Genomic DNA, 20,630 nt, shown 5'->3' on the forward strand with positions numbered 1-20,630 from the left:
ATTTCGCTTTCTTAGTCGGTTAGACCGTATCCTTCCTCGCGCATAAGCTCCGCGACACCAGCAGGGTTCTCGAACGCGTATTTCAGCGCGAACTCACGAGCGTCCGTCTTTGAGATCTCGCCGTCTTCGCCGAGTTCGTCTGCCAGATCACTCCGGAAACTCGATTCCTGGCCGAGCACAGTCTTTCGAAGGTGGACCTCGATCCGCTCGTCGCGTTCGTCACCGACGTTGCTCCGCCGGACGAAATACGGGAACTCGTTCTCGTCGGTCTCTGATTCGTCGCGATCAGCCGCGCGATCGTCGGGAGTTGGATCGGGCGCCGTTGGCGATCGGTCCGTGTCCGTCTCCGATGGCGCGTCGGTCGTCTTGGGTTCGGATTCGTCGGTCGAGCCGTCTTTATTCCCAAAATCCAGGTCGCCCGACCCACCTTTCAGCCCCATCAGGCCGGCACCTCCGGTTCAGACTCCTCTCGGACAGTAAACCGTCGCTCTCCGTGGTCATCGATATCGAGTACTAACTCTGGGTCGATCTCGACGTTGAACGTCTCGGTTGCGATGAACGCGGCCAGCTTGTAGATATCTCGAAGTGTCTCGAGCTCGCGATCACGGACGCCACGCTGTCCGGGTTCGCTGACCATGTCGCCGTCCTTCTCGTAGGTCTTCCAGCGTTCTTCGACCACCTTGTAGACGGATCCACGCGTTTCCCACATTTCGTCCATCATGCTCTCGCGATCGGGGATCGCGACCGGCGTCGGATACTCCTCGGTGTTCTCGAACTGTTTCGTGTACTCCTTGTGTGCGTTCGTCTGCCCGATTCCCGACGGAATGACACACGAAAGGCCAACCTCGATTTCGAGTTGGTCCTGCATGTTCGACACCATTTCTTCGAGCCCTTCGAGGCTCAGATTCCCTTTCCCGGCCGGTTTCACGGGCGCGACGAGCGTCCGCATCGCGTAGATCGCGTTGAACAACAGATCCTCCGCCCGTGCATTCGGATCAATCAGCACGGCGTCGTACTGTTCGTGAAGCTCCTGCTCGTTCCACAGGAGGTCGTACAGGAGTTCGTACCGAGGGAACTCGTCGCGACTCTGATTCGTCATGCCCGTCTCGTAGGCGATCTTCTGTTCGAGGTTCGACGTGAAGTCGCCGAGCATATCGTGGCTCGGAATTATGTCAACGCCCTCTGCGGAGGTCTCGATCAAGTCCTCGAAGTCGCCTTCGGGCATTTCGAGGATGTGTCGGACGAGGTTGTCGGCGTCACGATCGCTCCGGCGCTTGCCAGCGTCGAACAGACTCGTGAGGTTTCCCTCCTGGGGATCGAGGTCGATTACGCAGGTATCGAGCCCCATCCGGGTCAAACTGACCGCGAGGTTCGCTGTTGTCGTCGTTTTGAACGTGCCACCTGATTCGGAGTACACCACTGCCGTTATCATACGTATACGCATTCGGTACAGTCGCCCGTACTATAAATCTGTGTCAGACATATAGTACGGTTTTCTGTTACAGGTATCTGTAACAGTAGTCTGTAATGCCCGTCTGTAATATTGGAATGGAGTAGTTTCTAAGAACAGACTATAGATACAGATATCCGATAAACACGTCCGGGCTATTCACCAGAATGAAGATATTTGTTGGTGGGTATTGAATGTGAATTTATGGGAGATATTGAGAAAAACCTCGAAGATGCAGACGACCATATCGAACGTGCAGAGAATCTCTTAGAGGAGGTTGCAATGGAAGCCGTCGAGATAGCGCGAGAAAACACAGAGATTATATCTGACTTCGACTCGCGAGCGATGGAGGTACAAGTGAAGGTAGATCATGACGACACGATCCACAGACTCAACGAAAATCTTCCAATCCCTTATTTCGCTACAGTAGAAGAGGGCAATGTTGAAATCCGAAAGCTGGACCTCAATATAGACGAACTGCAAAGCGAGAATGATCTTGTGAAGGTCAAAGAGATCACAAGTATCTTAGAAGACACTACCAGTGAAGGCGCACCAGTCCCTAAGGTCATAGAATATTCTTCTGCGTTAGGCATGACTGTAGAAGAGACCGAAGAGGCACTGGATAAACTCAAGCAAAAGGGCGAGGTCTACGAACCATCCACTGATTATTTGAGAACGACGTAGTCGAAAAAGCAGGTCTGCGAGATTGCCGTGTCGGATTCCTCATTACGCATTTGGATCCCTCCGACGGATTTCGAATGAGAGCCAGATTGCAAACAGCAGTATGGTCAATACCATGAAGGCAGCGAGTTGTAGTATCATCGTTCCTCCCCCGTGTCGGACATTACGGGAGCACCTCCGGTAGCATGATCGCGACGATCAAGAGGACTACGGCCAGTGCGATCAGGATGGGGAAGGGCGATACCTGCCCTCGATACAGCCTCTTTCGCTGTCTTTCACTCGACATTACGCTCACCCCACCACTTGACGATGTCCTCCAGAGCGAGTCCTATCGGCCTCGAAAAGAACATCAAGAGCCCGCCAAACCAGACGAGTGAAAGAATTCTGGCGGCCGCACTCTTTGCTACGTCGAGCTCAACCAAGACGAGAAAGAACACGCAACCCAGTATAAATAGCTGGTTTGCCAAGATCATACCTGTCGTACTCGGTCCTCGATCAGTACGGCTCTTCTCCGTATCAGCCATCGTCGATCATCTCCTTGGCCTTGTACTCCGATCGGTTGTGGTCCCACTCCAGATGTGCCTGGAGTTCGTCGCTCGTGTTGAACGAGAGTCCACAGCAGTACTCGGGGCATTCGTGCACGGTCCCGCCCGCGGATTGCTCAGTCGGCACCGTGGAACACCTCGAGCCCGCCTTGGCCAGCGTCGCGAAGCTCCGCCGCCGGACGATCGTCCGCGAACGACGTCAACGCGCGCAGGTCTTTGAGTCGGGCAGCCGTCGCCTCTGCCGCCGTGATCGTCATCTTCTCTTCGACGCCCGAAAGCTGCGGGATGCCGTTACTCACCGACGACGAGTTGTCGATGGAGTCCAACAGGTCTGGGTTGTTCCGAATCGCTCGAGCAACGTGCTCCGTGACGCCGAACCCGAGTCCGTGGATGTGGACGTCCGGGCCGGCGACTTCGCGAAGCTCACGCGCACAGGCGATCTTTACGGCCGGCGTCTTGTCTTTGACTCCGCCGACGCTCCACCAGACTTCCCGGTCGACGTGAGGTGCCACGCGACGGTAGCACTCGTCGTGTGGTTCCTGGAGCGGGAGCACGATCGTGCCGTCGAACGGGTGCTCGCGCGCAAGCTCGAGCCCCTCGATGAGTGCCTCTGCCGTCGCTTCCATGTCGTGGTAGACGTCAGCGAGGACAGCGCCGTCGGCGAACAGTTCCGCCGCTTCATCGAGGACGTCCTTGTTCGTCACCGTATCGTCCTTGAAGTTCGAATCAAGGATGTAGTGGTCGCACTTGCGTGCGTGGCTCTTGCGAGCGCCGTGCCCCATCGGAGAGCGCGCCTTGTTCATTCTCCACGGCCAGTAGGCTCTCGCGCCATCGATGCCGCTGGCGTAGAGGTCGACCGGCGTGGCCTCGACGAGTCGCTCGAGGTAGGCCCGGTCGATCACGCCTCGAGCACCTCCACGCGATCGCAGTCGTCGCAGAGATATCCCGCGCCGAGTTCGACGCCGCACTCGCGACAGTGATCTGTCCGATGGTCCGAATCCATCAGAGATACACCCCGATTACAACCAGCGCCAGCGCGATCGTGCCGCCGCAAGCGAGATAAAACGCGATTCTGCGATCTGTTCGAGTATCCGTATCTCGCATTCAGATCACCCCTGCGACCTCAAGCATGGACAGCACGAACAGGACAGGGAGGACGATCGTAACTATGATGACCAGCGTCAGCATCACAATCCGATCGAATATCCTATCTGCGTTCCACGCTTGACGATAGCTCTCGGCCACGATTTTCGGGATGTCGCGAACAGTACGCTGGGAAGATTGGTCACGCATCCGGGACCACCCCATCAGGCGACTTCATTACGACTTCGTGAATCGTTTCCTCACCGCAGGTTTCGCACTCCCAGACGTGTTGGTCGTACGGGTTTCCGGTCGAGTGCATCCGGCCACCGTCACCGCACTGAACACACTGGATAACCGACGTCCAGGGCATATCCTCGGCGTCTGGAAAGACGTCGTCGATACTTCCAGTCATGCTGGGTCGACCCACCCCTCGGTTAGATTGAGCCAGCAGCGCGTGTGCATCACGTAGTCGTCGATCTCGTTCCGGTCGTCCATACGGACGTGCTCGGCGTCGATCTCGACGTGGTCGGTGTCCGGTTCGAACCGTCGTTCACAGATTGCGCAGTACAGTGTTGTCATTCGTTTATCCTCCAGTTTCGGTATGTACCTTTCTCAGATGTCACGCTGTCTCACCTCCACACCTTCTGTAATCATCCCAGACCGAGACCGCGGTCGCGACAAACAGGACTGCAAGGATTAGCACGGAGATCGCTCGGCCGGCTAACCATCCGGTATTCCCAATCACACCGGTTTCAACGAGGTGATCACCGGCCATCATGTACGCGACCACGACGCCAGTGGAGGCGGCATACATCGCGTACAGGATCCACTTGTGACTGCCTCCATTTCCGAGTCTATCGCTCATGCTTTCATCTCCGTGAGTTTCGTTTGAGTCTGGTCGTCGTCGACGAACTGTGCCGTCGACGTCGGATCGAAGTTGCACACCAACCGCTCGGTCGTGTCCGACGCTTCCCGACACATCCGGTGACGACGATCGCGTTCGACGACGTAGTACTCGTCAAGGCCCTCAGGAAGTTCCGTGTACGACACCATCCACTTCGATTCGACATCGCGAAGCGCGTCGACGAACTCCGAGTGATTGAACTCGGCCTGGTAATAGTGCTCACCGCCGACGTACGGCGGATCGCAGTAGAAAACCACGTCGACGTCGGTGTCGTCGTATCGAGATAGGATATCTGAATAATCTTGGTTTTCGATGATGACCTGACGGAATCGGTCGGCGATCTCCTCGAGGCGTTCGCGAGCGTTGTCGAACGTCCGTGCCGGCGATCGTTTCGCGCGGGTCTTGAACCCATTTTTCATCGAGATGTCTCCCGCGAACTGCATGTAACGCAGGGCGTAGAAGCGCCCAGCTCGCTCTACTGGATCGGACGGGCGGACACCGTCGAAATAGTCGTCCACCCATTCAAGGTAGAGCGATCGGGAGTACGGGACGTTCCGAAGCCACTGCACGAGTTCGTCTTCGCGCTCGCGAAGCGTTTCGAAGAACTGTACGAGGTCGTCGTTGACGTCGTTGTAGACCTCAACGGTGCTCTCCGGCTTGTTGTAAAGGAGAGCGCCACTACCCCCGAACACTTCGACGTAGCAATCGTGTGCCGGCATCCGTGAGAGGATCCACGAGCATTCCCGGCCTTTTCCACCAGGATACGGGAAGACTGATACACAGTTCCCCGGACGCTCGCGATCGGTACCATCGGCGGATCTACCGCTCATCGCGACCACCTCACGTTCAGGTCGAACGACGCCCCGCACGTAGGGCACTCATAGTCGTGAGGGCCGTGGAGCCTGATCTCCGTATCACAGTACGGGCATAGAATCGCAGCACACGAGTTGTCGTGCGTGCTTGTCACCATCAGGTCCGTTTTCGGATACGCCTCTCGACGCGCCTCTTGTTCTCTCCAGTTGGTCATATCACGCCTCACCTCGTTGGGCGTCCTCGTCCACTGACTGACCGGAGTCGTCGAGGATTCCGGCACGACGGCAACACTCCTTGCAGTCCTTTCCCTCGCGATAGGAGTCGTTCTCAGGGTCCACTTCTTGCGTTGCCGACCCGTACATCCAGTTCTGACATAGGGACCGTCCCCCGTCGAAGATGTGCCATCGCCGGGAGTTGAACGGTTCTCCCCAGCGGTACGTCTCGTCCCCGTGTTTAACGTCGTTATCACTCATGATAATCATCCTCCGATCGGTCACTCTCTGCATCTTGTGATTGGTCGTAAACCTCGATGCGGACGACAACCTCGCATGGCCGTCCGACGCGGTTAGCGAGTCGTTCCATGTCCTCAGAGACTGCGTGCTGCAAGTCGTCGAGATCCGAGTCCACTCCGAACCCGGCCTCGAACGACTTCACGTGGGTCCCGAATTGATCCGGCTCGCGTTCAGTATCCTCTCCGGATTGGTCAGCAGTCATGAGCTTCCTCCATGTGCTGCTCGTGCTCCTCGTGCGTTTCACTCTCGTGACCGCAAAGAACGCAGTCGGTCGGATAGAAGTCGCCAATCCGACCAACTGTCTCTTCGGATCGTGCATCTCCCGTCATTGTTCTGTCCCCGTGTGTCGTTCGCGGCGCTTCCACTCCGATTGGTCGAGTAACGAAGCGAGAAGGCCAGTGTCATCGTCGTACACACGGACCCTGTCAGTGACTTCGCCGTCTGAATCGACAGCGACCAACTCGCGGCCCGAAAAGCCGCTCGTGTTGCGAAGTGCGACGCCACGGAAACCGCCATCAGGCTCCCGAAGCCACTTGATGTGGCACTCGGGCGTCATCAGTTCGAGATAGTCCTGAGCATCCTTGTCCTCGTACAGATGTTCGTGGACCATACAGTTCGCACAGCGCACCGTCTCCTCGCCTTCGTACTCCGCAACGACCTCGAACTCGTGGCCGTTCACGCGATAGGTTCCGCTCCTGACTTGATCACTGTCTGTCTCTGCCATACCAACAGGTACAATCTCCAACAACAAAAAGGTTCTGTCTGTATGGAGAAAGAGTCTATGCTATAATAGAGAGCATGAGCAGAAGCTATTTGCATGTGGAAAGAATATAACGACTTATGGCGACCACTCCCGAACCACATGGAATAATGAGCAGAGGGCTGCTGACTAAGTCGGAACGCGAGTTTCTCCGCGGCGAAAAAGATGACGTCGACGCACGCCAGTATCGCTATAACATCCGATCGAATTTTCGATCGCGCGTCAGCGAGTTAGAAGACGATCTCGAACTACTCCGTGACGCTGGCGAAGAGGAACTCGTCGAAGAGTTCCACAACACCTTTTCCCGGATGGATCGACTCGAGCGCGAAGTCGAGCGCCTTCGCGACGAGCTGGACCAAGAGCGCGACAGCTAATCCTCGTCTTCTTCGTCCGTGTCCATCGTGTGCTCGTTAGCTCCGCACTTCCGATTCGCTTCCAGAATCTCCTGTAGTTGCTCGATCTCGTCCTCGTCCATACGAGGCTATACGTCACGATCGTTGATAAATAGCACAACCTACTCTAGCTCATCGTCGTAGAATTCGCTGTGAATTCTAAGAACCGTACCATTCGAAATGCCGAAGAGGTCGCCGACAGTCCGACTTCCACAGTCACCGTGCTCGTACATCTCGGCCACTCTAATTCGGTCAAGACCAGTGACCTTGAGATGTTTTCGCTGATGCTCTTTCCGAGAGAGAAGTTCAAGATTATCTGGTCTGTTGTCCCAAGGAATCTCGTTTTTGTGGTGGACCTTCTTCCCCTGGATGGCTTCAAATCCGTGTTCGGCCACCATCACGAGTCGGTGAACTAATACTGGGCTCTTATCTGCCCTCCAGCATTCGTACCCCTTTTGATGCATCTGGAGCTTCGCGTAATTACCATACTTTGTCGATAGTGCCTGTTGAATCGATCTGGTTTCGATCCCGTGTCTCTTCAGCCAGTTGCTAACCGTTGCTTGTGAGCAATCAAAGAGGTCCGCAATTTGATTGGAGGATAATTCTTGGTCGTGATACAGTGTCATCATCAATTCCCGATCGTTCCAAGGATTTTCGTCTGGTATCTCAAGTTCTTTTTGCATACTCCATAATTTCCGCGAAAATACTTCTTAGCTTCGCTGACAGTCCAGATTCCTCACTCAATCGGCGTAGGACCAAGAAAGAGATCCCCTGACTCATCCTTTTCTGCATCCTCCGCTGCGACCTCCGCATGAGGTTCACAGTAATGTTCCGAGTATCGCTCGTAACCAACGGGATTGTAGACGACCAGGTGTGTCGCGTCCCTCGGACACTCATGAATATCGCAGTCGCCAAGTTCGATCGATTCGTCGGTCGCACCACAGCTACAGCAGACGACGTCTCCGTCGACGATAAGATGGTCAACTATCTTCCCGCAAGCTCCGCATTCGCGGGGTTCAATCGGTGACTCGTCCATTTTTCGATATCCACACCGTCAACCCCTGTAAATTGCGGGGTTAGACTCAATCCGGCTATCTATCGGGAAGTCGCACAACCGTCTTCACTCGATCGGCGTAGAACCAATGGTCAGTCTTCTCGCAACTCCAAGAACCGAACAGCTATCCCAGCAACGAGCATCACAAGGCCAACCGCCACTATCACGACAGCGAGTGTCTCAAGTAATCCTCCTTCGATTCTTGTCTCCAGCAGGAGTGAGGTCGTTATCGTCACAAGTGCGATCCATGCCAGTCGCTGACTGATCCCCTGACCGATTCTTCCACCGGGTTTGGTTGTCTTGTTCCCAGTCATAATGAGTGATGCATCGCTTCCGACCCAAAACCCCTTTCGGGGTCACTTCATCCCGGCCAAATGGTCGAGATGAGCGTTACCACCGAGGTGAGAACGGCCAACAACGCTGCGATCAACGTTGTCCACCATTTCACCTTTTCCCATGTGGGTGGCGGGTCGTACGCCATGCATTGTGAAGCCGGTGTGACCGGCTTCATCTATACATTATACCTTATGGTATATAAATATGTCGAATTTTAGTCAAGTCAGTTAGATTCAAAAAGACTTTCCACGGGGGAGATCTTAGATTGAACTGCATTGTGAAGCCGGTGTGGCCATTTCGCCACACTCTTCCTAACTTCCAGTAGCGGTAGGTGTGATTACCAGATCAATCAGGATCTACAACTCACCGTCAAGCTCAAGGAGCTTCCGGAGGACGAGCCCGTCAAGCTGATATAGCTTCTCGGCAATCTCGCTCTCCTCGTTCAACTGGTACCGGGTACTTGGCCCGGTCTCTCGCGTCTCTTTGATGATCTCCAACCCCTCCAGGTAATCGAGGTGGTCGTACACCGTGGACTGGGCGACTCCTGCCTGCTGAGCCACTTCACTGATGCTTAGGTCGCGCTCTCGCTCGTCGACGAAGACACTGATGAGTTTCGTTCGGTCACTATTGAGGAACAATTCTGCAAGCGGAGTCCCACCAGCGAAGGCCTCAGTGTCCATATTCCATGACAGGAGTAGTGAGAGTAAGTATCTTCCGACGCTTTTTATTGGTGTTGTCTTTAAACTACAGTTCATTTATACATTTGAGCACACAAACAGTAGAACAATGTCCTTATACCCAGATGATTGGGAGAGTATTCGACTGTCCGTTTTAGAACGGGATGGGCAAAAATGCCGAAATTGCGAGTCGGCGTCCACCCACCTGAGCATCCATCATATTGATAGAAGGCGAGATCAACCGAACACCCTCGATAATCTCGTTGCCGTGTGCGTCGCATGTCATCAGCAATTAGAGCGGCTGTCTGTTCGTGAACAGCGCGAACGCCTCGGGATGGAACAGCTTGAACTCGATGATATACACTACCCATCCTACGCTCGCGTCCGTGCGATCCGCCGTCTACTCCGTAAAGGTGCGGTCGGGTCGCCTGTTCCCGGCTCCTTCCTTGAGGACAGCCTTCGCGAACACTTGGTCGCCGACCCTGATGTGCCAATCGAGGCCCACGGAGGTGGCCACCGGGCAAACATCCGGCTGATATCTTCCGATGCGGCCGTCGATTACCTCAAATCGAACGGGGGCGACGTCCCGTTCGGATTTGACTAAGCAGCTGCTTTTCAACACCATCAGCGCAAGAGCGGCGTAGACCGTCCCATCGAGAAGTCAATTAGACTTACACTCTTCGAGATATTAGATGCAACTGGGTTTAGTTGGGTCATCTCGGCGCGAAAGCGTCAGGATGACTTTTCAAGAGTAATCCGATAGCGATAGCTCTGATCCTACGTATATCTGTCAAGTCAACGCGCTTTAATTAACCTTTCACACGTGCAGCGCATACAGACGGATGGTTCAATCTGGGTCATCACAGGTTTCGCCTGTGGTGTTTTCCAGTTTTCTATGTTCAGAGTCCCTACTGTGGGATTTGCAGGTATAGACGGTTCCTAGCGGGTATTCCGATATTTGATTTCCTGCTATACTACGTGTGCGACCTGATTCACTCGATCGGCGTCGGGCTGAGAAAGAGATCCCCAGATTCGTCCTTTTCCGCTTCCTCTGCTGCGACTTCCGCATAGGGTTCGCAGTAGTATTCAGAGTACCGCTCGTAACCAACAGGATTCCAGACCACCTTGTGTGTCGCCTCTCTCGGACACTCGTGGAGGTCACACGATCGCATCCCGGTACCATCGCGGTGTGTAGCCTCGAACAGACGAAAATGAGGAGTCAAGCACATAGAACATGCATTCATCCTCGGGATGTCGCACGCCCCGGCCAGCTGCCTGAACCATCGTCAACGCCGCTTCCCCAAGATACCAGTCGATCTCATTAAGCCGATTCTTCCGGTATTTGACCCTTGGGTTGCCAAGACTGGCGAACGGGACTTTGATTGCCACTTGCCAGCGACATTTATCGTCAGGGAGATCGACGCCCTCGGACAGTGCTGGCGAGATGAGAAGGTCCTTTTCCGTGTCCTTGACATCCTCCACAGCCTCCACTTCGCCCTGCCATCGCCGAATTGCAGCCTTGGGGTTTGGATCCTCTGACCGGTGGCAAATCGCGAGATCCTCAAGTTCATCCGCAAGCGCTTCAGCTTGGCTATAGCTCGACGTGTGTATCAGGCCCTTCTGCCCGGAGTGTTTCTCTGCGAGTTCACGGATTCGGTCGACGATTCTATCGAAGTGGCCCATGAACCCATCATTCGACATATTCCCGACCGGATTGTCGGCATAGATCGGCCGGTTTGACGTCGGAAACGGCGAATCAGCACGGATCACGTGTGTCGTCTCTGGATCTAACCCGAGACGAGCGGCCCACTCCTTCGCACCGCTCTTGCGATCTAGGCCACCGTACGACGGGATCGTCGCCGAACTCAGAACGATCTTATCCGCACGAGACCAGACAGTTTCCTTCAAGAATTGATCGACATGAACCGGCTGGAACTTGAAGATTAATCCTTCAGAACCCTGCTCTGCGCTTAACAACCACGGGCTCTCATCAGGATCATAATCATATCCAAGATGGCGTTCAAAGCCATTATATAACGAGTCTAACTGTGCGATCAAGCGCTGAAGGTCGTTGATGTCCTCACGTGTGAGAACCTCTGTATTCGGTTCATCGCTCTGAGCTAAGGCAATTCGTTCGTTCACACCCGCGATATAGTCATGGATCGCCTTCCGGATCTCGGCAAAGCCATTGATCTCCTCAATGCCGATAACATGGTCGTCAATAGGCGCGGTATAGTCGGGTTCGGTTGCATCCTTGATCAGCGACCCAGGCACCACGTTCGATATTTTAGACCGGATTTCATGTGGGATGTTCTCTCCGGCTTGAAAACCAGCGAACATCGACGCAACCTGTCCCTCGAGCGAGTGAGCCTCGTCAACGACAAGGAGATCGCGATTCGCGAACGACTTCTGGGAAGCGACGTTCCCGGTCTCGTCTTCAAGCTGGTACGTCATGAGAAAGCTATCGATGATCAGATACGCGAACGTCACTACAGCCGTCTGCGCGCGCATCGCGCTGACTTTCGCCTTCCAATAATTGCACTGCATCACGTTTGAGCAAGCAACTGGTTTCACACCCATTGCTCCCTCAGGGACCTCACTCTCTGGAACGCCCTCAATCTTGGAGCGGTCAAGTCCATCGTAGTAGTATCGGTCTTTCGCCCTATTGACGGGACAGTTCGAGCAGTTATACACCATCTCAGTCCGACTCAATGCCTCTTGACACGGGACATAGTCCGCCCTAGCTCGAAGCACTTCATACAGACCTGAGAGGAGATTGTCCTCTTCGAGTTGGCGCCGCAGTTCCTTCTGTGGGGTTGTGTAAAAGGCCGAGTCAGCGTAGTTGCAGAGCCCCGTATTGATTACCGACTTACCGAGCCCGGTCGGGGCATCAATAATGACGGTATCAAACTTATTATCGCCGAAAAGAGCCGTCGCCGCCTCTTGAAAAATAGCCTTTTGACCTGTCCGATAGTCAGGAGCAGGCCAAGCCTCATTGAGACCTTCCGGCGGCTCGGGAAGCGGCGGTCTCGTGATTATGTCGTCAGACATGTTCTATTGAATAATTGTTCTAGGACAACATCAATCCCAGTATCTAAACGATACAACGAAGGAACAAGGCCGTCCCGTATGAACCGGACGAATAAAAGCGACCGCTGTTTTCGAGATATGAAGTATAACGCTTGAATCAAATAACAGGAAGATTCCGGTAGAGAAGAATTCTCCGGAAAGGATAGTTCTCTGAGGACGGAACGGTGTGAGACTTGTCGGGTGAAGCTGGTGAAACGGTTCTTCACCTAGGATTGCTCCAACCGCGATCGTGTGGATGAGATCAAGATCGGGCCGACGACATCGCTATCTGACCTCCAGAAGATCGACGAACGACTCCTCACCGGTTGCAGAAATCCACTCCGTAAACACCTCATCATAACGGGGATAGATCGCGCACTCGTCCGGCTCATCGCCGTTCCGGATGATCGTGTGCTCGAGGCCGCTTCGCAGCGCGTCTGCATGCGTCTCAACCCACTCAAAGTCCGATTCGATTTCTTCGATCGCTTGTTCGACGTCCTCTGGGTCTGCTTCACTCATCGGAATCACCAAAGATCGGATGATAGCCACTCGCGGTCGATTGGCCACGATCTTCCTCCAGATCGTAATCAGGATCTCGTCCTGCCCCTTGGCGGAGATCGCGAGGCGTCGAACAGTCCGGACAAGCGAACAGATTCCCGTCGTTGTCACCGTATCCCGCTATCGTCCGCTCGTGAACGTGGGCGCCACAACTGAGACAGTGGTGTCCGTCGTCGAGCGTCATATCCGCCCAAGTAGGTCGATCGGCACTCATCAGTCCGACCCCCCTTTGGCAGTTGTTTGGGACCAGACTGGTTCTGGATCAGGTTCATCGTCTGTAGGAAGGAACGATACTGCCGGGCGGCCGTCCCTGAAACCCCAGACTTTCTCGAGTTCGCCGCTCTCAGCCAGTTGACAACAGTGCTCTCGGACCGTCGAATGAGCGAACGGGAGCTCTTCGGCCGCACGATAGGACGTGACACCGCCGGCTGAAATCGTTTCGTCGCGTTCGGCAAGCTCCTCAATAACTTCGACCAAATGGTCGTCGTCAATATATGGGCCGTGACGCCCAGTAGACATCTAAGCCACACCCCCATTCTCCGACTTATCGTCTTCATCAGTCTTCACGCTGCCGTCCGGTTCGCACTTCCAGGAGTCGGTACCGTACTTCCGTTCGGCGCTGCACTCCATGCACAGTCCGTCGTTAGTGAGATTCGGGCAGCCCGACGTTGCACACTTGCGCGGCACTTAGACCACCCCCAAGATCGCGATCGCTGCGGCATTGTTCACGACCACCAGCGCCGAGGGGACGATCCCCGCGACGAGAACCCACTTGTGGCCGTAGTCGACGATTTGGAGAAGCGCCCACGCAAGCGCGATGTAGAGCACTTGCGAGAGGAGGACACCCCCGAAACCGACCGTCTCGATCGCCGCGTGGATTAACGGGTTCGCTTCCGGGAGACCGACCGACAGCGCAACGATCGTCGTCAGTGCGTCGCCGATCGTGAGTGCGATGAGCACCGCCCACAGCGTTCGGATCGAGACCGTCGGGACCGGAACCTCGATCGTTACGGTGTGCGTCTGCATCTTACTCGGCACCCCCGTTGGTCGCCGCCCGTCGCGGCGCATCGATCGGGACGTCTTCGATCGACATTGGATCGAGGCCGCCGTCGACGCGTTTCAGGACCTCGTCGAACGTGAGCTCGATTGGCCCGACAGTACGCTCGTCACCGTCGTCCGTGATCGATCGGCAGAGGTACGGCGCGTCGGCGTCCTCGAGCGCGGGGAAGATGTACTCGGTCGCGTCGTCGCGATCGAGCACCAGGACCTCGCCGACGTCGAGCCCCTTCGCGCCCGGGTGGACGTCGTCTACTTCGGGTTCGGCGGGTTCGTCGACGATTGCCGTGCCGCCGTCCGTTGCGGCCGGTGCCGGGTCAGGAGTCGTCGGTTCTGTGGGTTCGATCGGCTCGCCCTTCAGCTCGCGTTCGCGAGCGTTCAGGCGCATCATCACGTCCGGCCGGCCCCAGTTCTCGGACTCGACGCGCTGCCACTCTTTCAGGAGTTCCAGGTCGTCGATCGTCGAGATACGAGCGTACGCGAGGTACAGTTCGTCCATCCCGAGGGCGTAGGCCGGGTCCTCGCCGAACTTCTCGCGCAGGTCGGGGTAGGACGGACGATCGCAGGTAGCCACGTTGTACGCACGAGTCGTCATCGGAGAACCGCCTCCTCGAGTGTGAGCAAGTGATTGTACTCGCGATCGTACGTCGGTTCAGCCGCGAGGTTGAGGCCGCGATCGTCAGCCGTCTGACCGACGCGTGGCTGACGCTGAGGGCGGTTTGCGTTTTCTGCAACTGTCTTATTCCGACTAGATTTAAGTCGGACTCGCTGTAAATGTCGCATGGTTCAGTGATTTCTCCTTTCCCAGGGGAACACGAACCACATCGCGCCATGCCCTAACATGGCGTTTCTCGATATGTTACCGATCGAGAGAGTGGTTCGTGCTGATTGGTAAGTAGACCTGTAGATACTTAGGTTTTACCATTATGAGTATATACTATATTCCGTAAGTGGTATACCCCTTCGGGTATATACCACATACTGTATGAGTGAGGCTACAGAACAGGACACTATGTCCTCTGGCCGGGCTTTACTGACGGACCGTGAACGCGCTATTCTCGCTGGCGAAGCTGACGTGAAAGATAACTATCGATACAAGGTCGAATCCAATGCACGTCAGCGAATCAAGAAACTCGAACGTGATATCGACGTTCTCCAAGAACACTACCCAGAGATGTATGAACAGATTCGATCGAAAGTGTGTGACGATGGCGGGTAGGTTGCCAAACCACGAATGGGTCGATTTGAGAGAGCAGATTCTTCAACGGGATGGATACGAGTGCCAGGATTGTGGGAAGGGGGAGAGAGGGGTGAAGTCTCTACACGTCCATCATAAACGGCCATTAGACGATGGAGGGTCGAATGAACCCGGGAACTTGCGGACGCTTTGTGAAGACTGTCACTTCGATCTCCATGCCGACGAACAACGAAAGGGGACGCTCGAAGATATCAAAGATATCTATCGCCGATCAGAGGTCCCCGTATTTCGGACAGGTGAAATAGGAAAGTTATTAGACAACTATTCCCACCAAGCAGCGCCGAAACTCAAGAAATTGGTGGAGAAAGGGTTCTTAGAATCGAACGGGAACGGTGTGTACTACCGTAGTTCGTTGCCGATAGATGATGTCCAGATAGTGAATGCGAACGACGTAATTGTAGATGGATCCTATATCGAGTTTGGTAAGTATATTGTGACGAGGAGAAGATTACTAAATGTCAATATTGTGGACGGTGGATATACTCACGGAACCCGGACTCGAAATTGAGGCGTCACCAAAGGAAGTATTGTTCCGGATAATCGGCCAAGAGTTCGTCTGGCGATCGATCTGAGTTTACTTTCGGCTCGGTAGTGCCACGTTTATATTCCTGTTCGTTGTAGGACCTATCATAATGGCCGTTGATTCCGAGGACGCGCCAAGCGGCGAATCCAGTGCCGAGAGCATACGTTCGAGTGAAATTGAGCGGGTTGATCGTAAGCAGGAAGACATGTATGAAACGCTGCGATCGATCCGCGACGGCGCCGCGAACGAACAGGTCGAAGAACTTGCAGACCTACTTGAGACGATGGTCAGCGAACTCTGTCGGCTGGAGGCCCGAAACCGCCTGCTGACCACTCGGCTGCATAGGGTGGAAACGATAAACGGACTCTCCGGAGACGAGATTGATCTGAGCGATGCGTCAACGCTTGACCACCGAGACGAGAAGGTCGTAAAGGCGATCGTCGCCGATGGTCGCAAGCGGTTGACGCTCTCAGATCTTCACGAGCTGTACCGCGGCCATACCGACGTCTGATCGAAGGAAACCCTGAGAGAGTGGACGAAAACGCTGACGTCGAGCGATCTATTCGAGCTCGAAAACCGAGGGCTTCGCACCACGACGTGGCGGTTTACTGGGTTAAACAGTGTATGAGATATTAGCGATTTAAATCTGATCAAGTAACGCTTGTTTTTTCTCTTTGAACTCTTCGTCACTGACTACACCCTTATCATGTAACTCTTTGAGCTTTTCCAGTTGATCAAGCGGATCAGGTTCTGATTCAGCCACCACAGTCTCGGGTTGGCTGGTTTCTTCCATTTTTTCGCGAATGAAGCGAACAATTTCTCGTGTTTCATCTTTACCAGGCTCTGTAACTTGAATGTGGTAAGTTTGACCAGGCGTTTGCAACGATAGTCGCTTGTTTACGAGCCCAGTATCGAGATCAACACTAGTGATGTTCCGATATGGAACCGACCGCTCATCGCTCCCTAACCACTGTGGAATCTTTATTGCTATTCGTTGATCAGTGATTGCAGCTCGGACGTAGCCTTTGGTTCCGCTCTTTCGCGATCGGTCGTCTCCAAATAGAGATGTCCCTGCCGATGACCCTTCGACATCAATTGTTCCTCCTCGTGTAATGTAATGAACGGACTCTCCCTCGTCAAGAATATCTTCAATCTTTCCTAATCGGGCAGCGGTCACGTAGTCTCCCTGTGGACTACATTTGTATTCAGTAGGAATCTGCTCGTCTGAATTGGATCCAAACAATCCCATACCCTGTGAACGTACTCCTCTATAATAATGTTTTTAGCTGACTTATCCGATTGTATGGATCTATTCTAAACAGGTCACTGTGTTGAATACAATGTCGAGTGCATCGATGAATATCTTGTCAACAACTGGCTAAACATCGATTTCAAGGATCTAGTTGGTTGCAAGCGAGTCAAGTTAGCCCTCGTTGGAAGCGACCAAAGCACTGAGTGCTTCAACAATAATCGCAGATGACGTCGGCGAATCTTCGATTTCAAATCAGCCCATTTTTCCGAGCGTTCTTGCGTAACGAGTCCAAGTCCAGTTCTTCACTCATGTGCAAATGCTCGAAGGTAGAGAGTGCTGCATCGAGAGGAACATCGACCTCGTACTCGTAGTAGATCCCCCCAGCCCGACCCTCGTTTCGTTTGGTCCGCTCGAGAACACCGAGCATGGATAGCTCGGCGAGATGGTTGTGGAATGCACGGCCACCGAGCGGATCGCGATCTGTTGCGGTCGCCAGATCTTGGTACTGTTCGTATATCGTTTGTTTCTGTAAGGGGACGTCCTCCTGATTTGCAACCGTACACGAGACGACGGCCAAGAGCGCAAGATGACCATGCGAGGTCAGATCCTTCATCGACTCTTCGATCCGCTGCTTCTCAAGCAGTTGCTTTGCCTCTCGGACATGATCTTCAGTAACCGTCTGATCGTTCTGACGACGAGCGAGATCACCAGCTTCGAGGAGGAGATCAAGCGCTTGCCGTGCACTCCCCTTATCTTGGGCGGCGAAAGCGGCACACAACGGGACTACATCACCATCGAGGACACCGGATTCGAATGCACGATCGGCCCGGCGTTCAAGGATATTTTTCAGATCGGTAGCATCGTACGGTGGGAAGTGAAGTTCCCGTTCACAGAGCGTGTCTTCCACGCGAGGATCGAGCTTATCACGGAACTTGAAATCGTTGCTGATCCCAATGATTCCGACGCGAGCATTCTCAATCTTGTCGTTACTCCGAGCGCGCGGAAGTTGATAAAGAATCGAGTCGTCGTCACCGATATAATCGACCTCGTCAAGGACGATTAGGACGCTTCCGCCGATCGAGTCAAGTTCCTCCCAGAGCATTTCGTAAACCGCGTTCAACGGATATCCGGTCCGACTGATCTGGTTAGTCGGATCACGAAGACTATTGACCAAGGCAACTGCAACCCGGTAGCTGCTAGTGAGGTCCTCACAGTTAAGATAGATTGTTGTAACGTCTACATCGTCGTATTGCTCGGCATCTTCCTCGAGATGGTGGAGAAGGTACTTCGTAGCAGCTGTCTTTCCGACACCAGTTTTCCCGTAGAGAAAGATGTTCCGAGGCTGGGATCCGTTGATAACGGGTTGGAGGTACCCAGTGTATTGATCGAGTTCGTTATCACGTTCTTCGAGCGATTGAGGTTGATAATCATCATGAAGGACGTTCTCGTCCTCGAAGATATCTTCACTTCGCTCGAAGAGAGCCATATCAAAATCACTGTATTTCAACCTTATAAAACCACTGCCGCAATCGTTACAATCGATTCGTCCGTTTCAGCCGTTTTGGATACACACCCACACCACTGATTCAATCGTTTAGTGGCCCGAGAGTGATGTGAGAGAGGGAATTTTGCAGAAATCGATCTTGAGCCAGGCCTAGATTTATGAGGCCAGCGTTAGAACCAAATCCGTAGTACAAGAGATCTGAGAACGTTTGAATGAGTGGTGTGTAGTGACTTAGTTTCACAGCAGGGTTTTGTAGGATCCTCTAATTGGTTGAATTCTCTGGATAGAGGCCTACATTCGATCCTTTCTCGATTTCTTTGGTTTTGAAGGGTAATGAGACCGCATGCAGGAACGATTGAATGGGTGGTGTCTCTCTATTCCCTTCTCAGTAGTTGTGATAGATTTCTTTGTCTACTGACGTGAATACAGTGTTGCATATAGGTCAAATAGGTAACAGAGCGACTACCGATCTATCCGGAAGACATCAGAAACTGCGTGCTGAATATAGAGGGTCCACACACCACAGCTATTTTTCTTCTTTAGGTTCTGGTACGATTATGAGCGACGAAGAGGTGAAGGCACGGATAATTGAAAAACTATTACGAAAGCACTCAACTGGACCGAGTGCCACACCAATTGACGAAGTACCGTCTTGGTTTCCGAGCCATCAGAAGGGTGATTCTCAGGAGTCCGTAAAAGAACTCCTTCGTGACCCAGAATCACCGGTAGTAGAAGCACCCGGGATCGCTGTGACAAATATCGAGTTGGGAAGTGTTGACCGTGCTGTAGAATATCTACAATCAAGGGAGCGTCAGGTCCCTTGGTTTCTTCAGGAAGGATATGGTGAAGACCCACATACATTGCCAGATAGTTCTGAAGACAGACTACATGATCGAATATCCGATTTAGAAGATGAGTTAGAAATGATGAATGAAACAGCAGAGGATTGGCGCTCAGAAGCCAGACGGCGGCAACGGTTAGGTGTACTATTTGGTGCTATCGGGTTCATGTCGGGATTTGCCACATCTGGACTATTGGGGTATATCTTTTGAGAGCGGTTATCAGCGATCTGAATGTAAGGCACTTACGAGATATCCTCTTTGTATCTTGCACGCTTCGCTCGACCTATCCAATAGCTGGCAGAATGGGCGTGCAAGATATAGAGGGGGGTTCAGTTTGGCAGCCGCGTTCGTTTCAGTCGTTTCGACTGAAACATGTGATAAGTATGCCTTCCTGTATTCCGTCAGTGAGACCGACGGATCCCGGGTTTCAGAAGGAAACCCTGATGGTCTACACGGTTCGAATATGTGAACGAACCAAGTGGAATGACGGATGACTGACGAACCAACGCTCACACCGATGACGAAGCTATACTGGCTTGGGTTGCTCGAAAAAGACCGCGGGGTATGGGTTCTCCGGGACGGGGAAGGAGACGAAGCTGAGGTTAACGCCCGGCGAGAGGACGACCGCCTCGAATTCATCGCAACGGCAGAGGCTGCGAGACTTTTGGACGATGTCGAGATCGGCAACTCGATTGGGACGATGCCGATTGCACAGTTGAACGACCAAGACCGCCAGATGGACGATTCGATCACCACACTTGATGAAGCGCTGAAGATCGGGGAGGCGGCAAAGATCGAGTTTAAGCAGGAGTGCCCGCCAGACGCGAGCAAGCTTGCAAAGGAGGTCGTCGCGCTAGCGAACCACCAAGGCGGCATCTTGGTCATCGGTGTTGACGACGACGGCTCTGTGCATGGACTGGACAATATCGCAACAACGGAGTCTCGGCTCATCGACGTATGTAAAGAGTACATCGACCCGCCGATTAAGGACATCTCCACGGAGCGTAAAACACGGTGTGGTGAAGGCGTTCTGGTTGTGCGTGTTCCGAGCGCGAATTCGATGGAGCAGCCCTACCGCTACGATGGGACAGCACACGGCCGAATCGTCCATCACACCCGCGAACTCAGTGATGAGGAAATTGAGGAGTGGGGCGGGACTAGTAGCTGATACCGGGATTTCTTGTATCGACTCGACGACAAAGCATCCATGCGGGTTTCGCGAGCTGTATTCAGCAGACTCTGCCCGAACTACCGAGCCACTGTCAAGAGTCGCGTGCTGCATACAGAGGGTGGTGTATATGCAGAGAGGCGCTAGCTGCAGTCACCTTTATTCCCGGTTAGAAGGAGAAATGGCAATTTCC

The 20,630-nt window shown here is 53.7% G+C and carries 31 protein-coding genes and 1 pseudogene; 9 read left to right on the forward strand and 23 right to left on the reverse strand.

All coding sequences use genetic code 11. The annotated features are described in order from the left end of the window. Positions 1-11: 11 nt before the first annotated feature. Together MUH00_RS22665 and MUH00_RS22670 are read right to left on the reverse strand one after the other, a co-directional pair. Positions 12-440: a DUF7970 domain-containing protein gene (locus MUH00_RS22665; RefSeq protein ID WP_247005071.1), complete on the reverse strand. Its 429-nt coding sequence runs from the start codon at positions 438-440 to the stop codon at positions 12-14. Continuing rightward, on the reverse strand, positions 440-1,432 hold the full coding sequence (locus MUH00_RS22670; RefSeq protein ID WP_247005073.1) for a ParA family protein: 993 nt from the start codon (positions 1,430-1,432) through the stop codon (positions 440-442). The genes MUH00_RS22665 and MUH00_RS22670 overlap by 1 nt, the downstream gene beginning before the upstream one ends. A 222-nt stretch (positions 1,433-1,654) precedes the next feature. Here MUH00_RS22670 and MUH00_RS22675 point away from each other — a divergent pair, with 222 nt between their 5' ends. Beyond that, on the forward strand, positions 1,655-2,134 hold the full coding sequence (locus MUH00_RS22675; protein ID WP_247005075.1) for a hypothetical protein: 480 nt from the start codon (positions 1,655-1,657) through the stop codon (positions 2,132-2,134). 272 nt (positions 2,135-2,406) lie between these two features. On the opposite strand, the gene MUH00_RS22680 is transcribed toward MUH00_RS22675, so the two are convergent. From MUH00_RS22680 to MUH00_RS22725, 10 genes are all read right to left on the reverse strand, one after another. Continuing rightward, on the reverse strand, positions 2,407-2,553 hold the full coding sequence (locus MUH00_RS22680; protein WP_247005078.1) for a hypothetical protein: 147 nt from the start codon (positions 2,551-2,553) through the stop codon (positions 2,407-2,409). 94 nt (positions 2,554-2,647) lie between these two features. Next, complete coding sequence (locus MUH00_RS22685; RefSeq protein WP_247005080.1) at positions 2,648-2,803, reverse strand: hypothetical protein; 156 nt, start codon at positions 2,801-2,803, stop codon at positions 2,648-2,650. Next, entirely contained in the window at positions 2,793-3,578 is a 786-nt protein-coding gene (locus MUH00_RS22690; protein ID WP_247005082.1) for a hypothetical protein, read from the reverse strand. The genes MUH00_RS22685 and MUH00_RS22690 overlap by 11 nt, the downstream gene beginning before the upstream one ends. A 202-nt stretch (positions 3,579-3,780) precedes the next feature. Further along, positions 3,781-3,969 (reverse strand): hypothetical protein, encoded by a 189-nt coding sequence (locus MUH00_RS22695; protein ID WP_247005084.1) that lies wholly within the window; start codon positions 3,967-3,969, stop codon positions 3,781-3,783. Positions 3,970-4,167: 198 nt separating this feature from the next. Then, a complete protein-coding gene (locus tag MUH00_RS22700) occupies positions 4,168-4,338 on the reverse strand; it encodes a hypothetical protein (RefSeq protein WP_247005086.1) in 171 nt (56 codons plus the stop codon). A 40-nt stretch (positions 4,339-4,378) separates the two neighbouring features. After that, positions 4,379-4,624: a hypothetical protein gene (locus MUH00_RS22705; RefSeq protein ID WP_247005088.1), complete on the reverse strand. Its 246-nt coding sequence runs from the start codon at positions 4,622-4,624 to the stop codon at positions 4,379-4,381. Next, the gene (locus MUH00_RS22710) at positions 4,621-5,493 is read right to left on the reverse strand and encodes a DNA adenine methylase (RefSeq protein WP_256464819.1); all 873 of its coding nucleotides are present in this window, start codon (positions 5,491-5,493) and stop codon (positions 4,621-4,623) included. The genes MUH00_RS22705 and MUH00_RS22710 overlap by 4 nt, the downstream gene beginning before the upstream one ends. Before the next feature lie 198 nt (positions 5,494-5,691). Then, positions 5,692-5,949 carry a hypothetical protein gene (locus MUH00_RS22715; RefSeq protein WP_247005092.1) on the reverse strand — a complete coding sequence of 86 codons (258 nt, stop codon included), beginning with the start codon at positions 5,947-5,949 and terminating at the stop codon, positions 5,692-5,694. After that, complete coding sequence (locus tag MUH00_RS22720; RefSeq protein WP_247005094.1) at positions 5,942-6,190, reverse strand: hypothetical protein; 249 nt, start codon at positions 6,188-6,190, stop codon at positions 5,942-5,944. Before MUH00_RS22720 ends, MUH00_RS22715 begins: the two co-directional genes overlap by 8 nt. Positions 6,191-6,313: 123 nt before the next feature. After that, the gene (locus MUH00_RS22725) at positions 6,314-6,712 is read right to left on the reverse strand and encodes a hypothetical protein (protein WP_247005096.1); all 399 of its coding nucleotides are present in this window, start codon (positions 6,710-6,712) and stop codon (positions 6,314-6,316) included. A 146-nt stretch (positions 6,713-6,858) separates the two neighbouring features. Here MUH00_RS22725 and MUH00_RS22730 point away from each other — a divergent pair, with 146 nt between their 5' ends. Beyond that, on the forward strand, positions 6,859-7,122 hold the full coding sequence (locus MUH00_RS22730) for a hypothetical protein (protein WP_247005098.1): 264 nt from the start codon (positions 6,859-6,861) through the stop codon (positions 7,120-7,122). Between the two features lie 140 nt (positions 7,123-7,262). Here the strand turns inward: MUH00_RS22730 and MUH00_RS22735 are convergent, their stop codons facing one another. The 4 genes from MUH00_RS22735 to MUH00_RS22750 all read right to left on the reverse strand — a co-directional run bounded on the left by MUH00_RS22735 (position 7,263) and on the right by MUH00_RS22750 (position 9,210). Then, positions 7,263-7,823 (reverse strand): HNH endonuclease signature motif containing protein, encoded by a 561-nt coding sequence (locus tag MUH00_RS22735; protein WP_247005100.1) that lies wholly within the window; start codon positions 7,821-7,823, stop codon positions 7,263-7,265. A gap of 53 nt (positions 7,824-7,876) precedes the next feature. After that, positions 7,877-8,176, reverse strand: coding sequence for a hypothetical protein (locus MUH00_RS22740; RefSeq protein WP_247005102.1), 300 nt, complete (start codon positions 8,174-8,176; stop codon positions 7,877-7,879). Between the two features lie 110 nt (positions 8,177-8,286). Then, the gene (locus MUH00_RS22745; protein WP_247005104.1) at positions 8,287-8,508 is read right to left on the reverse strand and encodes a hypothetical protein; all 222 of its coding nucleotides are present in this window, start codon (positions 8,506-8,508) and stop codon (positions 8,287-8,289) included. Positions 8,509-8,886: 378 nt separating this feature from the next. Next, positions 8,887-9,210, reverse strand: a complete 324-nt coding sequence (locus tag MUH00_RS22750) for a winged helix-turn-helix domain-containing protein (RefSeq protein ID WP_247005106.1) — start codon at positions 9,208-9,210, stop codon at positions 8,887-8,889. A 106-nt stretch (positions 9,211-9,316) separates the two neighbouring features. Here MUH00_RS22750 and MUH00_RS23295 point away from each other — a divergent pair. Together MUH00_RS23295 and MUH00_RS22755 are read left to right on the forward strand one after the other, a co-directional pair. Beyond that, positions 9,317-9,490: pseudogene (locus MUH00_RS23295) on the forward strand (HNH endonuclease signature motif containing protein); the annotation flags it as partial. Between the two features lie 51 nt (positions 9,491-9,541). Next, positions 9,542-9,811, forward strand: a complete 270-nt coding sequence (locus MUH00_RS22755) for a hypothetical protein (RefSeq protein ID WP_247005108.1) — start codon at positions 9,542-9,544, stop codon at positions 9,809-9,811. Between the two features lie 554 nt (positions 9,812-10,365). On the opposite strand, the gene MUH00_RS22760 is transcribed toward MUH00_RS22755, so the two are convergent. The 5 genes from MUH00_RS22760 to MUH00_RS22775 all read right to left on the reverse strand — a co-directional run bounded on the left by MUH00_RS22760 (position 10,366) and on the right by MUH00_RS22775 (position 14,485). After that, a complete protein-coding gene (locus MUH00_RS22760; RefSeq protein WP_247005110.1) occupies positions 10,366-12,258 on the reverse strand; it encodes a helicase C-terminal domain-containing protein in 1,893 nt (630 codons plus the stop codon). A 303-nt stretch (positions 12,259-12,561) separates the two neighbouring features. Beyond that, on the reverse strand, positions 12,562-12,795 hold the full coding sequence (locus MUH00_RS22765) for a DUF7511 domain-containing protein (protein ID WP_247005112.1): 234 nt from the start codon (positions 12,793-12,795) through the stop codon (positions 12,562-12,564). Continuing rightward, a complete protein-coding gene (locus MUH00_RS23300; protein ID WP_425603079.1) occupies positions 12,788-13,048 on the reverse strand; it encodes a DUF7563 family protein in 261 nt (86 codons plus the stop codon). The genes MUH00_RS22765 and MUH00_RS23300 overlap by 8 nt, the downstream gene beginning before the upstream one ends. A gap of 473 nt (positions 13,049-13,521) precedes the next feature. Beyond that, positions 13,522-13,860, reverse strand: a complete 339-nt coding sequence (locus MUH00_RS22770) for a DUF5658 family protein (RefSeq protein WP_247005114.1) — start codon at positions 13,858-13,860, stop codon at positions 13,522-13,524. A 1-nt stretch (position 13,861) separates the two neighbouring features. Beyond that, positions 13,862-14,485 (reverse strand): DUF8129 domain-containing protein, encoded by a 624-nt coding sequence (locus MUH00_RS22775; RefSeq protein WP_247005115.1) that lies wholly within the window; start codon positions 14,483-14,485, stop codon positions 13,862-13,864. A gap of 390 nt (positions 14,486-14,875) precedes the next feature. Between MUH00_RS22775 and MUH00_RS22780 the strand changes: the two genes are divergently transcribed. The 3 genes from MUH00_RS22780 to MUH00_RS22790 all read left to right on the forward strand — a co-directional run bounded on the left by MUH00_RS22780 (position 14,876) and on the right by MUH00_RS22790 (position 16,182). Then, positions 14,876-15,109 (forward strand): hypothetical protein, encoded by a 234-nt coding sequence (locus MUH00_RS22780; protein ID WP_247005117.1) that lies wholly within the window; start codon positions 14,876-14,878, stop codon positions 15,107-15,109. Next, entirely contained in the window at positions 15,099-15,656 is a 558-nt protein-coding gene (locus MUH00_RS22785) for an HNH endonuclease (RefSeq protein ID WP_247005118.1), read from the forward strand. Before MUH00_RS22780 ends, MUH00_RS22785 begins: the two co-directional genes overlap by 11 nt. 124 nt (positions 15,657-15,780) lie before the next feature. Beyond that, the gene (locus MUH00_RS22790; RefSeq protein ID WP_247005120.1) at positions 15,781-16,182 is read left to right on the forward strand and encodes a DUF1664 domain-containing protein; all 402 of its coding nucleotides are present in this window, start codon (positions 15,781-15,783) and stop codon (positions 16,180-16,182) included. 129 nt (positions 16,183-16,311) lie between these two features. Here MUH00_RS22790 and MUH00_RS22795 read toward each other — a convergent pair whose 3' ends face one another. Together MUH00_RS22795 and MUH00_RS22800 are read right to left on the reverse strand one after the other, a co-directional pair. Continuing rightward, positions 16,312-16,920, reverse strand: coding sequence for a PH domain-containing protein (locus MUH00_RS22795; protein ID WP_247005122.1), 609 nt, complete (start codon positions 16,918-16,920; stop codon positions 16,312-16,314). 250 nt (positions 16,921-17,170) lie between these two features. Then, positions 17,171-18,409 (reverse strand): orc1/cdc6 family replication initiation protein, encoded by a 1,239-nt coding sequence (locus MUH00_RS22800; RefSeq protein ID WP_247005123.1) that lies wholly within the window; start codon positions 18,407-18,409, stop codon positions 17,171-17,173. Between the two features lie 575 nt (positions 18,410-18,984). Here MUH00_RS22800 and MUH00_RS22805 point away from each other — a divergent pair. Then, positions 18,985-19,479: a hypothetical protein gene (locus MUH00_RS22805; protein WP_247005125.1), complete on the forward strand. Its 495-nt coding sequence runs from the start codon at positions 18,985-18,987 to the stop codon at positions 19,477-19,479. A 280-nt stretch (positions 19,480-19,759) separates the two neighbouring features. Further along, complete coding sequence (locus MUH00_RS22810) at positions 19,760-20,437, forward strand: AlbA family DNA-binding domain-containing protein (RefSeq protein ID WP_247005127.1); 678 nt, start codon at positions 19,760-19,762, stop codon at positions 20,435-20,437. Positions 20,438-20,630 lie beyond the last annotated feature (193 nt).

This window comes from Halosolutus gelatinilyticus, from assembly GCF_023028105.1.
Classification (GTDB): domain Archaea; phylum Halobacteriota; class Halobacteria; order Halobacteriales; family Natrialbaceae; genus Halosolutus; species Halosolutus gelatinilyticus.

Bases quoted from the DNA above. Each gene is read 5' to 3' on its own strand.
- MUH00_RS22665 (WP_247005071.1), bottom strand. From the start codon at position 440: ATGGGGCTGAAAGGTGGGTCGGGCGACCTGGATTTTGGGAATAAAGAC.
- MUH00_RS22670 (WP_247005073.1), bottom strand. From the start codon at position 1,432: ATGATAACGGCAGTGGTGTACTCCGAATCAGGTGGCACGTTCAAAACG.
- MUH00_RS22675 (WP_247005075.1), top strand. From the start codon at position 1,655: ATGGGAGATATTGAGAAAAACCTCGAAGATGCAGACGACCATATCGAA.
- MUH00_RS22695 (WP_247005084.1), bottom strand. From the start codon at position 3,969: ATGCGTGACCAATCTTCCCAGCGTACTGTTCGCGACATCCCGAAAATC.
- MUH00_RS22700 (WP_247005086.1), bottom strand. From the start codon at position 4,338: ATGACAACACTGTACTGCGCAATCTGTGAACGACGGTTCGAACCGGAC.
- MUH00_RS22705 (WP_247005088.1), bottom strand. From the start codon at position 4,624: ATGAGCGATAGACTCGGAAATGGAGGCAGTCACAAGTGGATCCTGTAC.
- MUH00_RS22710 (WP_256464819.1), bottom strand. From the start codon at position 5,493: ATGAGCGGTAGATCCGCCGATGGTACCGATCGCGAGCGTCCGGGGAAC.
- MUH00_RS22715 (WP_247005092.1), bottom strand. From the start codon at position 5,949: ATGAGTGATAACGACGTTAAACACGGGGACGAGACGTACCGCTGGGGA.
- MUH00_RS22720 (WP_247005094.1), bottom strand. From the start codon at position 6,190: ATGACTGCTGACCAATCCGGAGAGGATACTGAACGCGAGCCGGATCAA.
- MUH00_RS22725 (WP_247005096.1), bottom strand. From the start codon at position 6,712: ATGGCAGAGACAGACAGTGATCAAGTCAGGAGCGGAACCTATCGCGTG.
- MUH00_RS22730 (WP_247005098.1), top strand. From the start codon at position 6,859: ATGAGCAGAGGGCTGCTGACTAAGTCGGAACGCGAGTTTCTCCGCGGC.
- MUH00_RS22735 (WP_247005100.1), bottom strand. From the start codon at position 7,823: ATGCAAAAAGAACTTGAGATACCAGACGAAAATCCTTGGAACGATCGG.
- MUH00_RS22740 (WP_247005102.1), bottom strand. From the start codon at position 8,176: ATGGACGAGTCACCGATTGAACCCCGCGAATGCGGAGCTTGCGGGAAG.
- MUH00_RS22745 (WP_247005104.1), bottom strand. From the start codon at position 8,508: ATGACTGGGAACAAGACAACCAAACCCGGTGGAAGAATCGGTCAGGGG.
- MUH00_RS22750 (WP_247005106.1), bottom strand. From the start codon at position 9,210: ATGGACACTGAGGCCTTCGCTGGTGGGACTCCGCTTGCAGAATTGTTC.
- MUH00_RS22755 (WP_247005108.1), top strand. From the start codon at position 9,542: ATGGAACAGCTTGAACTCGATGATATACACTACCCATCCTACGCTCGC.
- MUH00_RS22760 (WP_247005110.1), bottom strand. From the start codon at position 12,258: ATGTCTGACGACATAATCACGAGACCGCCGCTTCCCGAGCCGCCGGAA.
- MUH00_RS22765 (WP_247005112.1), bottom strand. From the start codon at position 12,795: ATGAGTGAAGCAGACCCAGAGGACGTCGAACAAGCGATCGAAGAAATC.
- MUH00_RS23300 (WP_425603079.1), bottom strand. From the start codon at position 13,048: ATGAGTGCCGATCGACCTACTTGGGCGGATATGACGCTCGACGACGGA.
- MUH00_RS22770 (WP_247005114.1), bottom strand. From the start codon at position 13,860: ATGCAGACGCACACCGTAACGATCGAGGTTCCGGTCCCGACGGTCTCG.
- MUH00_RS22775 (WP_247005115.1), bottom strand. From the start codon at position 14,485: ATGACGACTCGTGCGTACAACGTGGCTACCTGCGATCGTCCGTCCTAC.
- MUH00_RS22780 (WP_247005117.1), top strand. From the start codon at position 14,876: ATGAGTGAGGCTACAGAACAGGACACTATGTCCTCTGGCCGGGCTTTA.
- MUH00_RS22785 (WP_247005118.1), top strand. From the start codon at position 15,099: ATGGCGGGTAGGTTGCCAAACCACGAATGGGTCGATTTGAGAGAGCAG.
- MUH00_RS22790 (WP_247005120.1), top strand. From the start codon at position 15,781: ATGGCCGTTGATTCCGAGGACGCGCCAAGCGGCGAATCCAGTGCCGAG.
- MUH00_RS22795 (WP_247005122.1), bottom strand. From the start codon at position 16,920: ATGGGATTGTTTGGATCCAATTCAGACGAGCAGATTCCTACTGAATAC.
- MUH00_RS22800 (WP_247005123.1), bottom strand. From the start codon at position 18,409: ATGGCTCTCTTCGAGCGAAGTGAAGATATCTTCGAGGACGAGAACGTC.
- MUH00_RS22805 (WP_247005125.1), top strand. From the start codon at position 18,985: ATGAGCGACGAAGAGGTGAAGGCACGGATAATTGAAAAACTATTACGA.
- MUH00_RS22810 (WP_247005127.1), top strand. From the start codon at position 19,760: ATGACTGACGAACCAACGCTCACACCGATGACGAAGCTATACTGGCTT.